Origin of the sequence: Compostibacillus humi (assembly GCF_014637175.1) — a bacterium.
GTDB lineage: Bacteria > Bacillota > Bacilli > Bacillales > Amphibacillaceae > Oceanobacillus > Oceanobacillus humi.
The window spans coordinates 1835-17597 of sequence record NZ_BMEV01000069.1 but is presented as its reverse complement, the minus strand read 5'-3'; the positions used below and the strand labels follow the sequence as shown (position 1 = coordinate 17597).

The 15763-nt window shown below is 41.7% G+C and carries 15 protein-coding genes; 4 read left to right on the top strand and 11 right to left on the bottom strand.

The window, feature by feature from the left end:
* Positions 1 to 538 precede the first annotated feature (538 nt).
* A complete protein-coding gene (locus tag IEV18_RS17630) occupies positions 539 to 820 on the top strand; it encodes an NAD(P)-binding domain-containing protein (RefSeq protein WP_373281941.1) in 282 nt (93 codons plus the stop codon).
* A gap of 116 nt (positions 821 to 936) precedes the next feature.
* Here the strand turns inward: IEV18_RS17630 and IEV18_RS14315 are convergent, their stop codons facing one another.
* From IEV18_RS14315 to IEV18_RS14305, 3 genes are read right to left on the bottom strand one after another with little or no spacing between them, the layout of a single operon-like run.
* Positions 937 to 1674, bottom strand: coding sequence for a gamma-glutamyl-gamma-aminobutyrate hydrolase family protein (locus IEV18_RS14315; RefSeq protein WP_188393074.1), 738 nt, complete (start codon positions 1672 to 1674; stop codon positions 937 to 939).
* On the bottom strand, positions 1671 to 1967 hold the full coding sequence (locus tag IEV18_RS14310) for a hypothetical protein (RefSeq protein ID WP_188393073.1): 297 nt from the start codon (positions 1965 to 1967) through the stop codon (positions 1671 to 1673). Before IEV18_RS14310 ends, IEV18_RS14315 begins: the two co-directional genes overlap by 4 nt.
* Before the next feature lie 15 nt (positions 1968 to 1982).
* Positions 1983 to 3122, bottom strand: a complete 1140-nt coding sequence (locus IEV18_RS14305) for a TRAP transporter large permease subunit (RefSeq protein ID WP_229733666.1) — start codon at positions 3120 to 3122, stop codon at positions 1983 to 1985.
* A 257-nt stretch (positions 3123 to 3379) separates the two neighbouring features.
* Between IEV18_RS14305 and IEV18_RS14300 the strand changes: the two genes are divergently transcribed.
* From IEV18_RS14300 to IEV18_RS14290, 3 genes are all read left to right on the top strand, one after another.
* The gene (locus IEV18_RS14300) at positions 3380 to 4126 is read left to right on the top strand and encodes a GntR family transcriptional regulator (RefSeq protein ID WP_188393071.1); all 747 of its coding nucleotides are present in this window, start codon (positions 3380 to 3382) and stop codon (positions 4124 to 4126) included.
* Positions 4127 to 4242: 116 nt separating this feature from the next.
* A complete protein-coding gene (locus IEV18_RS14295) occupies positions 4243 to 5604 on the top strand; it encodes an acyclic terpene utilization AtuA family protein (protein WP_188393070.1) in 1362 nt (453 codons plus the stop codon).
* Positions 5605 to 5638: 34 nt separating this feature from the next.
* Positions 5639 to 5959, top strand: coding sequence for a DUF4387 domain-containing protein (locus tag IEV18_RS14290; protein WP_188393069.1), 321 nt, complete (start codon positions 5639 to 5641; stop codon positions 5957 to 5959).
* Positions 5960 to 7286: 1327 nt separating this feature from the next.
* On the opposite strand, the gene IEV18_RS14285 is transcribed toward IEV18_RS14290, so the two are convergent.
* The 8 genes from IEV18_RS14285 to IEV18_RS14250 form a co-directional block, all read right to left on the bottom strand.
* Positions 7287 to 8417: an ROK family transcriptional regulator gene (locus tag IEV18_RS14285; protein ID WP_188393068.1), complete on the bottom strand. Its 1131-nt coding sequence runs from the start codon at positions 8415 to 8417 to the stop codon at positions 7287 to 7289.
* A 55-nt stretch (positions 8418 to 8472) separates the two neighbouring features.
* Positions 8473 to 9225, bottom strand: a complete 753-nt coding sequence (locus IEV18_RS14280) for a sugar isomerase domain-containing protein (RefSeq protein ID WP_188393067.1) — start codon at positions 9223 to 9225, stop codon at positions 8473 to 8475.
* Positions 9222 to 10394, bottom strand: a complete 1173-nt coding sequence (locus tag IEV18_RS14275; protein ID WP_188393066.1) for an N-acetylglucosamine-6-phosphate deacetylase — start codon at positions 10392 to 10394, stop codon at positions 9222 to 9224. The genes IEV18_RS14280 and IEV18_RS14275 overlap by 4 nt, the downstream gene beginning before the upstream one ends.
* A gap of 3 nt (positions 10395 to 10397) precedes the next feature.
* The gene (locus IEV18_RS14270) at positions 10398 to 11162 is read right to left on the bottom strand and encodes a glucosamine-6-phosphate deaminase (protein ID WP_188393065.1); all 765 of its coding nucleotides are present in this window, start codon (positions 11160 to 11162) and stop codon (positions 10398 to 10400) included.
* The gene (locus IEV18_RS14265; protein ID WP_188393064.1) at positions 11146 to 12390 is read right to left on the bottom strand and encodes a neutral/alkaline non-lysosomal ceramidase N-terminal domain-containing protein; all 1245 of its coding nucleotides are present in this window, start codon (positions 12388 to 12390) and stop codon (positions 11146 to 11148) included. The genes IEV18_RS14270 and IEV18_RS14265 overlap by 17 nt, the downstream gene beginning before the upstream one ends.
* Positions 12371 to 13624 carry an AGE family epimerase/isomerase gene (locus IEV18_RS14260; RefSeq protein WP_188393063.1) on the bottom strand — a complete coding sequence of 418 codons (1254 nt, stop codon included), beginning with the start codon at positions 13622 to 13624 and terminating at the stop codon, positions 12371 to 12373. The genes IEV18_RS14265 and IEV18_RS14260 overlap by 20 nt, the downstream gene beginning before the upstream one ends.
* Before the next feature lie 17 nt (positions 13625 to 13641).
* Positions 13642 to 15120, bottom strand: a complete 1479-nt coding sequence (locus tag IEV18_RS14255; protein WP_188393062.1) for a sodium:solute symporter family protein — start codon at positions 15118 to 15120, stop codon at positions 13642 to 13644.
* Between the two features lie 78 nt (positions 15121 to 15198).
* The coding region (locus IEV18_RS14250) for an IS110 family transposase (RefSeq protein WP_229733665.1) at positions 15199 to 15763 on the bottom strand (565 nt) is incomplete at its 5' end.

The following is a 15763-nucleotide window of genomic DNA, read 5'->3' as shown; positions in this document are numbered from 1 at the left end:
TTACACAGAAACCATTGTCGTGTTTGTCAAGAGCGATGGCGGTAGTTTTCCTCTAACCAAAATGGTTAGAATTTTTATTTTGGGGTAGTTTTCATAGAACTTTTTACACTACCTGCTTTTGAATAATTCTCTTAGAGAGACAAAAAAAGAGAACGAATAATCCTCCATCCCTATGGATGGCGGGTCATTTCATTCTCTTCTCCAAAAATTCTCCGAGAATTATTCAATTGTTAATTTAATGTTAGCAAACGTTTACAATTTTGTAAAGAGGGAAAAGTCAATTAATTAGACTATAGTATAATGTTTAGAATTTTTAGTTATAGAGGAGAATGGAACAATATTTTTACAACGAGAAAAATAGCCTCCAAAGTACTCATAGGAAGTTTCTAAAGTCCTTTAGAACGAGAGAAGTGCAGGGGATTATTATGCTGGATAATCGGACAAATCTCAATATGTGTGATTAATGCAACAGCAACATTTTTTTATTTCGGCAAGAATAATAAGATCAATCGTTTGTTTTGGATAAGGAGATAATGCTATTACAACTGTTGTATCATTCTTATCAAAGTTCAGAGATTCGTCGTATAAGAAATCTGGACTCCAGCTCAATTGCATTACATTAGGGGGAATGGGTTTTTCTATTGTACATGAATTAGCGGAGAGAGGAATTCAAGTTTTGGCATTTACAAGGAATAGAGAGAAGCTCGAACGATTATTTGTGAATCAAAAAAATATTCAGATTGTAACTGGTGATGCTTTAATGGATTCCGGGGTGTTCAATACACTTAGCGTTTATCTGTATATGTCCCGAAAAAAATAGTTCCAAGCAATCGCGTTTGCTTGGAACCAATCTTGACTATACACAGCCCATTATTAAAGGCAGCTGATGTACAATTTTTTTGGATATAGGAAGAACATCTCTTGTGTCTTCGTATTTTAATTGGTTTTATTTATTTGTACAGCTTCTGCAAATGCTTTAAAGAAGTCTTGCCAAACTTGATGGGTATTCCATAGCTTCTCCGGATGAAATTGGAAACCAAATAAAAAGCGATGTTTTACAGATTCAAATGCTTCAATAATTTTGTCTTCTTTCGATAAGGCGGATATCGTTAAGTCATTACCTAAATCAGTCATCTGTTGCCGATGAAGTGAGTTAACAGGCAATATCTTTTTGTTAACAATATTAAATAAAATACTTTCACTATTAATTTCAATGTCATGAATGGTTTTATCTAATGAAAGCATTTTTCTTTCTTGAAAATGTTCGATGTCCCTATTCGTGATATTTTTTAACGATCCGCCAAGTACTTCATTGATCATTTGTGCTCCCCTGCAAATGCCGATGAGAGGGAGGTCTTGCGTTATTGCATATTGTATGATTTTCTTTTCTGTGATGTATCTATCTTTTGAAGTGGTTTCCAGCTTTCCTAATTCATCGTTATTTAGATGAGGGGAGAGATACCCTCCGCCAGTTATAATGAACCCATCTAAATGATCTAATCTTGGAATGGAACCATCCCGAAAAACAGGAATTAAATAGGGTACCAAGCCAAGATGATGAATGATTTCCACGATATCTCGTTCTACATAAAGAAGTGGATGCTGCGGATATAGAGCATCCTCTTCGCCGTCATCAGCATGTACAGTAATTCCAATCGTATATAGCTTATTCACACCACGGTCCTCTTTTCATCATCTGATTTTTCAGTTGCATTGCTTTCGTTAGTAATCGTCAGCGTGTGATTTTTCTTTAAATAAATGCTGAAGATGCCTGCTAATATGGCAAGGGCCGCTAAGCGAATCGCCCAAGTCATTAAATTACCTGCAAAAACAGACAATGATTCACCAAAGGATCCTCCTGCGACAATTCCGATAAGAAACATCATCGCAACGATAAAACCAACAAACATGCTTAACAAAGTGATGAAACTATATGTTTTTTCCAATAACTTTGAAAAAGTATGCATTAGAACACCCCATTCTTACAAACCTAAAATCGGCAAAATCCCAGTCAATAAGATGATTGTCAATAAAATGTGGGCAAATATCCAAATAAGCGCGGAAATTGTCGTCTCTTTAAATCCTGACCCAGCAATTCCCATGGCAACATATAATCCAAGTGCCAAAGGAGGTGTCATTCCTTCCAGTGCACCGGTCATCGCAGGCAGTAAAGAAGCAAAAAGAATTGGATCTCCTCCAAGAGTGGCAAAGACGGTTATCATAGCTCCGCCTAAAATGGCAATTTGAGCAGAACCTGGAAGCACCATGCCCAGCACCATAAATAATAGCGGCAATAGAATAATAATTGCCGGAAGATTAAATCCAAAGGACAGGATCCATTCTCTGACAACCTCTTCCATTTGCAAGCCGACGAAAGTTTGTGAGATGGAGTAGGCCATGTATATCGTTACACCTATTGGCACCACTTTCATGATGGAATCCTTTGCCATATCCATTAAGTTGCGGAAATTGATTTTGTTTTGCGGCAACCCTTTTCTTCCAATAATCAACGCATAGCTTCCGGCTAATGCGGGAGTAAACATTAATACAGAGCTGGAGAAGGCGGCTGAACCATCTTCGCCCAATCTGCTAACGAGAAAATCTCCAAATTGTGCATCAGAAAATAATGGAAGAAAAATTAACAGGGGCAAAATTAGTGCAGGCCATCCTTTTGCAAAACTAGCTTTAAATTTCGGCAATTCTTCCTTAGGAACGGGTTCTACTTTGTATACCTTGCATAAAATCCACAAGGTGACAAGGCGCTGAAGAAAAAACCAGAGTCCAACGCCATAAGCTAAAATCATCCAGCTGCTCATCGTCATACGATCTGGAAAAAGCTCGTTTAGAATGCCGTAAGTTAAAATTACGATACCAGAAGGAGGAATAATATTTCCTAGCATACTAGAAGACATTTCGGTACTTGCAGCAAGGTGGGCCGGAAAATTTGAACGTTTCATGGTTGGAATGGTAAATACTCCAGTTGCTGCAACATTTCCCGGGCCAGTGCCGGACAAAGAAGCCATAAAGGTACTTCCGAGCAGTGCGACATATCCTGCACCACCTTTTAATCTGCCTACAATCGATAAAAGTAGATTAATGATGGAGTTTACATAAAACGGCAACAAACACTAACAGAGTGATTAAATAAATCACTTCAATTGGCATAACCTGTATTTACACCTCCATAAAATAGTAGTTTTTATCATAAACTGTTATAACAATTGTATAACAATAATCTGAAATGTCAATAAATTATAATAAAAAAATACGTATTAATTATTGGGAAAAGTATATAAGATGTAAATTTTATTGTTTTGGTATACAATTGTTATAACCATAGGTTCATGCTGCATTCCGTTCAAAGGGGGGGTAGAATGTAATGTTAGATAGAGAGCAACAAATTCCATTATATGAACAATTAAAAAATAAAATTAAAGAAAAAATTGAGAGCGGGGAATTAAAACCGAATGATAAGCTTCCTTCCGAAAGAGAATTAGGGGAGCGATATCAAGTGAGCAGAATTACAGTTCGACAGGCCATTGCGCTGGCTGAACGAGAAGGATTGGTTTTGCGGGTACACGGGGTAGGTACTTTCGTATCAGCGCCAAAAATTAAACAAGAACTTCACACCATCGACAATTTTCAATCTAGTGTCCAACAGTTAGGATTGATCGCCTCGACTACAATTTATAAATATCATTCCTTTCCTGCTGACTTGCATTACTCGAAACTTTTGGGCATCCCGCTGTTTCAGCAGGTCAGAAATCTCCAATTAATCGGTTACGGTGATTCCAGTCCCATCGTCTATTATAATACCTATTTTCCGGACGAATTGGGTGAGCGGATTATTGAATCGGCAAAAAACATAGCCGAAAAAGGAAAGCCTTTCTCCACCCTGGATCTATATGAATTTCACGAGGATTTTTTCCCTACCCATTCAGAACAGACCTTCGAATCTATTGTCACTAATGAAGAATTAGCAGAAATATTGCAAGTAAAGGCAGGCTTTCCGGTATTAAAAGCAACTTCCCTAATTTATCAAAATGATACACCGTTAGAGTATAAAGAAGCTTATTACCGTGGAGATAAATATAAATTTAGTATTATTCGGCCGATCACGAATTAATGTATCGGCTATTTTTATTGCTTCAAATTAGTTGAAATATTTCGATAAATATTTGACTTATAACAGAAGTGTGTATATCATTGTTATAACAGGTTATAACATATAAGGAGGATTCTATGAAAAAAGAGTTGAGAATTGTGAGTCCCAACGGTCATTTAGGTTTTGCCCCAACTAAGGAAGAAAGCTTTTATCTTGCGAAAGCAACAAAACCTGATTATTACTGCTGTGATTCGGGAAGTGATGATATTGGTCCGACGGCATTAGGGTCCGATCGGTCTGTCAGCATGTATAGATGGCAGAAGCATGATTTGGAATTAATGCTGCTTGCAGCCAGAGAACAAGGGGTGCCTATGTTAATTGGTTCGGCAGGAGACACTGGAGCAAATAGCAGGGTGGATATGTATGTGCAAATGATTAAGGATATAGCGAAAGAGCACCGGCTGCCTCCTTTTAAAATTGGCTATTTCTATTCAGAAGTTGATAAAGATTATCTTTATCGCAAACTTGATGAAAATGTTCCGATTGAAGGTTTAGATAATCGGCCGAATTTAACGAAGTCAGATTTGGAAAAGACAGACAGAATTGTTGCGGTAGCAGGCATCCATCCTTTTATGAAAGCGTTGGATCTAGGGGCTGATGTCATTATTGGCGGACGTTCCAGCGATTGTGCCATTTTTGCTGCTCCGGCCATTCGGGAAGGATTTCCAGAAGCGAATGCTTATTATTTAGGGAAAGTTTTAGAATGTGCATCATTTTGTGCGGAACCATATGGTGCCAAGGAGAGCGTTATCGGTACCATTACTCACGAAGATGTTAAAGTAACTGCCATGCATCCGGAGCAAAGATGTACCGTTGCCTCTGTAGCAGGACATGCGATGTACGAGCGAGCTAATCCTTATTATGAATATTTTGCGGGCGGAATGCTGGATATGAAAGATTGTACGTATGAGCAATATGATGAAAAAACATGCCGTATTACAGGAGCGAAATACTATCCGGCGGAACAGATAAAAGTTAAACTAGAAGGTTCCGGAAAAGTTGGGGAAAAATTTATTGGAATTGCGGGTGTTCGCGATCCTTATACGTTACAGCATATTGATGATGTCATTCACTTCGCCCGTGCACAAACTGAAAAAGAATTCCAAGGGAAGGAATATCATTTGCATTTCCATATGTTTGGAAAAAATGGTGTCATGCGGGAAATGGAGCCGGTAAAAAACATAACACCTCATGAATTAGGCATTGTCGTGGAGGGGATTGCAAAGGATAAGACGCTTGCTGAAGAGCTAACTTTATTTGCGACGAGACAAATTTTCTACGCCCGACTTCCAGAAGTAAAAGGTACTGCTGGAACAGCTGCCTACTTAATCGATGATGTCATTTATGCAGGGCCGTCCTATGAATGGACGATGAATCATACGGTTCCAGTGAAGGATCCGCTTGAACTTTTTGACGTTCACATAGAAGAAGTAAATTAATTTTATATGCTAATTGAGATTAGGAGGATTGAATTTGCAGAAGAGGAAATTATATGAATTGGCAAAGACTATTCGTTCGAAAAATGCCGGTACAGATAAGATTACTTTTGATATTATTTTTACAGAAAAACAAACCTATGAATTAGTTTGTAATAGTAATGTGATTACGAAAACGAGTATCGCAAATCTATATGGAATAGATGAAAATAGAATTACAGATTTTGTGACGTATGACCCGGCAAATGCCATTAAATTTACGATACAGCGAGATAAACCAAGCGGCAGTCCGGGAGATAGTGATATTTTCGGCAGTCAGCAATATGCCCCATTATTAGATTTGGAAATCCCGGTATAATAGAAATAGAAAAGTGGTCTTCACCAGGAATTGGCGGAGGCCATTTTTTTGTTAGCAGGGAAGGAAGAAATATTTTTTGTTTGCCGGGATTAGAAACACTCAATTATTTTACATTAGGGGGGGAGGAAATCGCAGCACGGGTTGATTCACGAAATGATGGCAAGTGGCTATAGAGAAGGGAATAATCATGCTTTGCTGCCGCCAGAAGCGGGGATTTATTTGGAAAGTGCGGTACTTTGGAATAAGTACTGCACTTTTTTTGGGTGAAGGCTAATGTTAACTTTTTGGGAACGCTGTTACAATCGATTCGCTGAAATAATTATATGAGCGCTTGAAAAATTTTGAGAAAAGCCGAAAAATCAGAAGGAACGCTGAAAAAATGCTCCGGAGCGCTGAAATCGGGAGATACGCCGAAAAAATTGTATGGAGCGCTCGAAAAAATTTGAGAAACGCTGAAAAATCAGAAGGAACGCCGAAAAATTATTCCGGAGCGCTGAAAACGTTCGATTCGCTGAAAAAATTGTATGAGCGCTCGAAAATTTTTGAGAAACGCTGAAAAATCAGAAGGAACGCCGAAAAATTATTCCGGAGCGCTGAAAACGAGAGAATCGCCGAAAAATTTGAAAGAGCGCTCGAAAAATTTCGAGAAACGCTGAAAAATCAGAAGGAACGCCGAAAAATTATTCCGGAGCGCTGAAAACGAGAGAATCGCCGAAAAAATTGTATGGAGCGCTCGAAAAAATTTGAGAAACGCTGAAAAATCAGAAGGAACGCCGAAAAATTATTCCGGAGCGCTGAAATCGTTCGATTCGCTGAAAAAATTGAATGAGCGCTCGAAAAATTTCGAGAAACGCTGAAAAATCAGAAGGAACGCCGAAAAATTGCTCCGGAGCGCTGAAATCGTTCAAATCGCTGAATAAATTGTATGAGCGCTCGAAAATTTTTGAGAAACGCTGAAAAATCAGAAGGAACGCCGAAAAATTATTCCGGAGCGCTGAAAACGTTCGATTCGCTGAAAAATTGTATGAGCGCTCGAAAAATTTCGAGAAACGCTGAAAAATCAGGAAGAACGCTGAAAAATAGTCTCGGAGCGCTGAAAACGAGAGAATCGCCGAAAAATTTATAAAAGCGCTCGAAAAATTTCGAGAAAAGCTGAAAAATCAGGAGGAACGCTGAAAAATTGCTCCGGAGCGCTGAAAACGTTCGATTCGCCGAAAAAATTGAATGAGCGCTCGAAAAATTTCGAGAAAAGCTGAAAAATCAGGAGGAACGCTGAAAAATTGCTCCGGAGCGCTGAAATCGGTGCGTGTCGCTATACCTTTACCTTCTAATAAACATGCTTTTCATAATTTATAATCGTGGAAAGGGCGGCGCCTCTGCTCATGTTGTATCGTTTTTTGCCAAAAATGATGGTCGTTCCTTTATACACTCTGTCCAAGCAGCGGGTTTCCAAAGTATGTAAACATTCTTCCTTAAAGGACGGTAAATAATTGTATGGCGTATCGATAATGATTGTCTTAGGATTGAGCAAATGCATAACGGCAACAAGGGATTTTCCTAAATACGACCCGTATTTTGAACTGATAGAATCAATTACTTGGCTTTCCTCCTGCGGGAAAAAGTAGCCGTTTTCTTCTGTCATGTGTATATCATTTTCGGACAGTTCGTTTTTAAACTCATCGATATTAATCAGTGATTCCAGGCAGCCGTTTTGGCCGCAGCGGCATGTGTTGGCTGCAGGATCAACAGAAATATGGCCGATCTCGCCGGCGTTCCACGTATGTCCAGGCATTGCAACATCATCCAGGATAAAGGCGCCGCCGACCCCTTCGCTTACCCGCACGTAGAAAATGCTTTTGTCATCTGCCAGCAGCTCATCGTGGATGGCGCTGTGGGCACCCATGTTTACACTGTTTTGGATGGTCACCGGGATAGAGAAGTCAGCAAAAGATTGAAGAGATACATTTTTCCAATGTAAATGAGTAGAAATTGGCACTTTTAATTCCTCTTCATTAATAATGCCGGGGATGCCAATTCCTACTCCTATGATTTTCTCATACTTATGTTGAATCGATTCCAAAAGTTCCATTATCCGGCGGATCGTTTTCTCGGCATCGGTGCCATCGTTTGCGATGGTGTTTTCCTCTAGCAATTGCCCGTCGTAATTGATGATCGTATAGTCAATGGCACGTTTGCTGACGGTGATGCCGACGGATTTGAAACTATTTGGCTTAATCTGGATTAATATTTTTGGCCGGCCTTTTTTATTTGGTTCGGTAACACCGATTTCTTCGATGACTCCATCTTGAATCAGCTCATCGACGACTAATGAAATCGTATTTTTGCTCACGTTCATTTCTTTTTCTAAATCTTTTCGTGTTGTCTGTTTGAGCCTTCGGACGAGGGAGAGCACTTTCCGCTTATTATTTTCCCGAAGGATGCTTGTTCCTTTCAGCATACAGTCACTCCTAAATGAATAATCATCTCCCTTCATTATATGATAAAACTCTATCCTATAAATGTTTTATCTTGTTTTTAAATCGGGAAATGAATTGGTTATTCCACTCATCTCCTCCCGTTGCATTTCCGCTTTTCCAAATTGGCGGTTCAATATTTTGCTCTGCCAATATTCTTGTCGCTTCAATCGTAATGTTATTCAGGATAAAAGCGTTTGTAAAAGTAGATACAGGGCCTACTTTCTGCTGCTGCCCTTCGATTTCGATGACGGCATCTCCGACTTTAATTTTGCTGTCGATGCTAATATCGACAATTTCCTGCAGATTTTTCTTGCTCGGATGTCTTGCCGGATGATTTTCCGGAGTTTGATTTGCGTGTTCGAAGGAGCATATTCCAATCGTTGTCAGGCCGAGTTCTTTCGCATATAACGCGGCATCAATGGTCGCTGCGTTCATTCCGTAGGCATTGACGATGATAAGCAAATCCCCTGCTTTTAATTGATAATTGTCCAAGACAATCCGGCCATACCCGGGCATTCTTTCGATGGCCATCGATCGTAAGGCACCGCTGCTTAGGAGTGTTCCTTCGTCGAGAATGGCGCTTGCATGCATCAGTCCGCCTGCCCGGAAGAAAACCTCCTGGGCTGCCAAATTGGAGTGCCCGCCAGGTCCGTAAACGTAAAAGATTTTATCTTGCTTTAGCTGTTCAGCGATAGCTTCCGCCGCTTTTTTCATGGCGGCTTTTTCCGTCTTCATAATTTCCTGCAAATAGGAAAGAATTTCCTTATAATACGTTTCCATCAGTTTCATCCGTTTTCATCGCCTGCCTTATAAAAAATTTTCCCTTCTTTTATCGTCTGCTCAATCGTTCTTGTTTTCCGGTTTATGACAACCATCGTTGCCGAAGCTCCGGCGGTAAAATCATTATAAGCAGAATCGCCAATGAATCTTCTCGGAATAATGCTTGCTTTCTCGATTGCTTCCGGGAATGAGCAGATGTTTTCCTCTGCTAAATATTGAACTCCTTGCCAAATGTTTTTCGCGGAACCGGCAAGAAGCCGCGGTTCGTTTTTTAAATGGAGTCTGCCGTCTTCGGTTAACGTTACTTGTCCGCCCACTGCTGTTTCATAATCTCCCGGAGGCATGCCGGCTAAAGCAACACTGTCGCTAATAAGGAACATTTTCTCCCGTTTCACTTTCTGGAACACTTTCAGCACGTTTTTCGGCAAATGGTGGCCGTCAGCGATAACGGATGCATATAAATTGTCTTGAGCCAGCTGATCCCAAATGTAGTTCGGGTGTCTTGGCAGCTGGACATGGGCCCCGTTTCCTAAATGGGTGGAAAGGGACGCCCCGCTGGCGGCCGCTTTTTCAATTTGGTCTGTATTGGCGGCAGTATGGCCGATGGCGATTTTCACTCCGGAATCGACCGCTTTTTTAATGAATGCTTCACTTTCTTCCCACTCCGGGGAAATGGTAAGCAATTTTATTTTTCCGTTGGCTGCTTCTTGCAGGCGGGAAAATTCGTCCCAGTCCGGGGCTTTCACATAGCGGGCATCATGAGCACCCCTCGGGCCGTCTTCCTTGGAAAGGTAGGGGCCTTCCAAGTGATATCCCCTGACAAAAGAAGCATATTCCCCCAGCTGTTCCAATGCCCGTTCAGCGGCAGCGATATTCGCTTCCAATTGTTCCAAAGAGTTGGTGATAAACGTCGGCAAAAATTCTGTGACGCCGACTTCGGCCAAGGAAAGGATGATGTTTTTCCATTCCTCGGGCGTCAATGGCTTATAGTTAAAATCCATCCCTTTATATCCGTTCACTTGCAGGTCAATAAATCCGGGAGCAATCGTCGGCAAGTCCTGTTCACACTTCTCCAGCTTTTCCACGCGGAGGATTTCCTTTCCTTGCCATGTAATTTTGATTGGTTCATTCGTTCGATAGTGTATCCCTTTGATCGTGTTATCTGAGTTAGTCTTCATCTTTTATTTGCCAAAAGCCTCCTTATCCAAAAATAAATGAGCGCGATCGTGGGTCCGCAAGATGGTGGCTGGACAGGCAACAGAAATTTCATCATGCAGCATTTTTTGAATTGCCTTTGCCTTTGTTGTTCCCGGAACGGTACAAACCATCGCATCTGCTCTCATTAAAGCCGGAATGGTTAACGTGAGCGCGTGGGTTGGCACGTCTTCCAGGCGCGGAAAACATCCGTCGTTTACTTGCTGCTGTCTGCTGAATTCATCCAATGCTACTTTTTTAATCGTATAAGGGTCTTCAAAATCGGCTACCGGCGGGTCGTTAAAGGCAATGTGCCCGTTTTCGCCAACGCCTAAACAAACTAAGTCAATCGGTTTTTCGTTTATTAACTTCGTATACTGTTCCATTACCTTATCCGGGTTGGCCGTCCCGTCGATAAAATGGAAGGCTTTTAATTTCTTTTTGCTCAGCAAATGATTTTCGAGATAAACTTTAAACCATTGGTCCGAGTCTTCCGGCAGGCCAATATATTCATCCATATGAAAACCGACGACTTTGCTCCAATCAATCTCTTCATCTTGCAGCAGGGATTCAAGCATTTCGTTTTGGGAAGGGGCACAGGCAAAAATAACCCGAATTTCGTCTTTCTGTTGCAGCGCTTCTTTCATAATTTCTGCTGCTTTTCTTCCTGCATGATGTCCCATTTCCTTTCTCGTTTCATACACTTCATAACTCAACTTATCTACTTTTCCGCGTTCAATCGGCTTGTACATTGCAATCCTCCTTTAAGGTTAAACATACTTTTTGGATTTTTTCTTCCATGGAAGCATCTAGCTTTCCTTTCAACGAAAAGTAATAAATAAACGTTTCCGCCTCATAGCCGCCTTGTTCCAATTGTTCCTTTGTGGCGATATAGCCGACCATGCCGTTGGAATACCCGACAGGCAGCAGGCGGCGATCGCGGCTTTTCAGAAATTTCCCGTATCCTTGTGTCATTTCGGCATTCGCCAGCAGCAAAGCTAAGTTTTCCGAGATGCGTATATAGGAGAAGCGCAGCTGTTCCACATCGTGCTGTTCTTTTTTCTGTTTCCACTCTTCATACAGTGAAAGCGGGATGTCTGGTTCATTAGGGATATTCGTATATTCCAAAGGCAAAAGGGCTTCTGCGACACACAGCTGCACCTTTTTTTCCGGAGAGCAAGGCTGTTTTTTTACGTCGGCGATTCGGTGAGCTAACGCTTTTCCGGCGGCAATCATTTCGTCAAGGGAACCGCGGTAAAAAGCATTATTGCTAATCAGTTTTGGCCGCACATCTCCGCTGAAACCTTGGAAAAAGGAAACGACGCATCCTTCATCTTCCGATTCCAATTCTGCGGTACAAACACCCGGGAATTCACCGGATACGATATTCGCATCCGTCGTCGTCGGATGGCACGCATAATGAATCCACGTGGCGAGTTCTCTATTATTTTCATTGATAAAGGATACGACGGTGACCTCGTCATCCACTTCAACGGCTGGGTCCGGTGCCATTTCCACTTGCCCATTGATGAGCTTCCGGCGGTAGATTCCCAGATCCATGTTTGTCTTGCGGACAAAAATTTGGACGGGCTCCAGATTTGCTTTGCATTGTTTCACACTTTCACAAACTTTTTCGATTAATTGCTGAACATAGGCTTCATCGTACCGTCCTAATCGTTCGCTGAACCGGTCGCTCACTTGCGGGCCTGAGTGGGTATGGGTTGCTGTAAAATGCAGATGGCTTTCCGGAATATTTTCCCGCCTGCTGATTTGCTTTCTTAGCTTATTTACAAGTTCATCGTCCCACCAAATAAGGTCTGCGGCAAAAAAGCATAAGGTTGCATCTCCGCTTTTCAGCATCGTCGTTCGCAAAAACAGCTCTCCGTATTTCTCTGTTGCTTCTTCCGTCCGGTGGGCAAAGCCGGCTAAAGCACAGGGCAAGGACGGGGTAATAACAGTTTTATATCTTCCGAGGAGCATCATGTTCACCTAGCAATCTAATGATCAGGATAAAGTTCCGGATAATATGGAACGGGTCTTTTACAGGCAGGGCAACGACCTTTTCCATCGGCTCTCCTTGTCTGTTGCGAATCTGTATCCATTCCCCGATTGTTTTGTCGTAGTTCGGAAAGGTGGCAAATACGTAATCTTCCATTTTTGCATAAGTGTTTGCCCATTTTATCTTCCCGGTAATGTCATAGAGTAATAGAGTCGTATAGAGCGCTTCCGAATGGGGCCACCATAACTTCATATCCCACGTATCGATAATGAGCTTTTCCAATGTCGAGCCTTCTTCCGTGCCCCTTGGTTTTCCTCCGTCTTTATGGACGAAGCGGAATAAACCGCCGTACACGTCATCCCATCCTTTATCAATGGCATAAGATGCAATCCGTTCCAGTTTTTGCACAATGGAATAATATTCCGGATGATCCGTTCGCTGCATGGAATGAATCATAAACCAGATCGATTCCAAAGTGTGGCCTGGATTGAGATGGGCGGTGAGCAAATTTTCCACTGCCGGATTTTCGTGTTTCATTTCGATAATGCGTTCTTCCGTTGTCAGCTGCAAAATTTGCTCTAAAAACTTATTCATATCGGTTTTTAATGTTTCTTTTCGCGGGTCGTGCAAGATGTTGGCAGCTGTAAAAAGTTCTTCCGCGACATTGATTAAAATCATCGGGATGGAATGGGAGGTGTACGCTTTGTCGACAGGATAGGGCTCGGAGCGGAAATTCCTTGTCCGAATCCGCTCCTTGATCAGTTCATACGTTTCATAGGCTAAAGCAAAGGCTTCCCTGTCCTTCGTGTATCTTGCGTAGGCGCTTACACCGATAACGAAAAAGCAGTCAGCAAATATGCTCGTATCCATTTGATCGGCCATTTTTTCGCCGTTTCGCTTCACGGCAAAGACGATATGCCCGTTTTCCATTCTCGTGTGATGGACTAAAAACTGATAAGTCTTTTCAAAATTTGCCCTCCATTTGTCGTTCAGAGAAATGAGCCCTTCATCCTGAAGCGACAAAAGCGCCTCCATGACCCATAAAAAGCGTCCTTGTGACCACGTATACTTATGTTCGCTCACTAATTCGGAGCCGTCATTGGAAAAACAAGTAAACACTCCGCCGTATTGTGCATCGATAGCCTTTTCCCAAAAAGGGATGAAGTCTTTCGTTAAATGCTCGATATATTTTTGCCGCAATTGCTTTCTGTCCATTTTGCATCACTCGCTTTTTATTGTTTTGTGTCGGAGTCAACAGCTCGAAGCAGTGCATCAACCTCCGGATCAACGGCTTTATTGCGGTTCAATAGCCCCATCGCAATAAACACGATTCCGGAAACGAGAACCGGAGAACCGACTTCCAAGGAAAGGGGCCAGTCGACAACGTATTTTGTAAGGATAAACATGAACAGTCCGGCGAGAATGGACGTAATCGCTGCTCTCGAATCCGAATGGCGGAATGCCGGGAATAATCCGAGCAGCATTGGAATGGAAATCGGCCCGATTAAGGCGCCAAACCAGGAGATGATTAGCCCTAAAACGCCTCCAAATCGATCTGCTTGAATCCCGATAATCAGTGTTAAAAATGTAAAAGTGAAAGTCGTAATTCTAGCGATCGTCAACGATTGTTTTTTCGTCATGTTTTTATATTTCTTCTGGATGACTGGCAAAATATCCCGCGTAATAACGGCGGCAATCGTATTCGCATCCGATGAAGTCATCGACATTGTCGCTGCAAATAACCCGGCGAGCACTAATCCGACGAGGCCGACCGGCAAGAGATCCTGTGCCATTAATGCATAAGATTGGGTCGGATCTTCCAAATCTGGCAAAATAATCGGTGCTGCCCACATCGGAATAAAGATGATAATCGGGATAATGAGGTAAAGGATGCCTGAAAAGATGGCACTTCTTCTCGCTTCTTTTCCAGTCGGCGAAGCGATATATCTCGTTGCTAAGTTCCATGTACCGCCGTTATAGCTCAAAAATACGACAAAGAAGTAGAAGAAAACATACCATGCGGTATACGGTTCATTGAATAATTGACTGTTTTCTGGCGGAAGCTCGCTCCACATCGTAAATATAGAGCCAAATCCGCCTAACAAATTCATGACGATAACAAACATGATGATGCTGGCAACCATTTGGACGACGAATTGGGCCATATCTGTCCATACGTCTGCCCAAATTCCGCCGACGGTAATGTAAATTAACGATACGATACCTGATATTAAGATACCGTAAGTAATCGGCAAGCCAGTAAAGACGTTCAGCAAAATTCCGATGGCTGCCCATTTTGCTCCTACATCAAATAATTTCAGCAGCACACCGCACCAGGCCATTAATTGTTGTGTCGGAACATTGTAGCGAATGGATAAATACTCCGTAGGGGACTGGACGTTGTAGTTGATTCGAAGTCTTGCCCATCTCGGTGCCATAATATAGGCGCCCAGAATAACTGCTGCCGCAATGGTCAATGCCCACCATACGTAGATGGTAAACCCGTGGGTATAAGCGACTCCAGCATAGGCGACAAACACTGCTCCGCTGTAACCGCCAACGTGATGGCTGATTCCAGCAAGCCACCAAGGAAGTTTTCCTCCGGCGATAAAGTAGTCATCGGAGCCGCGGACTTTCCTATACGCCGAAAATCCGATGACAACCATGGCGAGAAAGAACAACGCAACCATTAACCAGTCTAAAAAATGCATATCTCCACTCCCATTCTATAATTTTATTTAGTCATAGTAAATTTAGACTAATAATATTATTATCCAAAGATTTTGATTTTATTCACATGGTTTAGTGAGGTAGCTAAGTAATTTTATTTCACGATTTATTCCGGGAATGCTATCTAACAGTTCTATCTCTTCTTGATAATTTATCAATATTTGATCCATCCGTTCGTCAATTTCTCGAATAGATTTTTCTAAGTACACAATATGTTCCCATGAATGTTTAATTAAAAATAATTGGTGATCGTTCAAAGTACCAAATAAGGAATCCGTGATTTGTTTCTTCTTGTGAGCCATTCGTTTATGAATTTTTTGTCCTACATCAGCTTCATCAATATAGCCTTCTGAAATTAAGTGTTCCAATAGCCTTCTTCCAGAAGCGCCGAACACATCTGAAATGACTGTTGCCAGTTTAATGTTTGATGCTTCTAAGACTTTCTGAATTCGATTTTTTTCTGCAGTAATATTATTAATCAATTTCTTTCGATAGCGGGTTAAGTCACGAAGTTGACGTATATCCTCTGGCGGAACGAAACTTTTCTCAATAAGTCCATGTCTTAATAATTTCGCAATCCATTCTGCATCTGAAACATCAGTCTTCCTACCAGGAACATTCTTA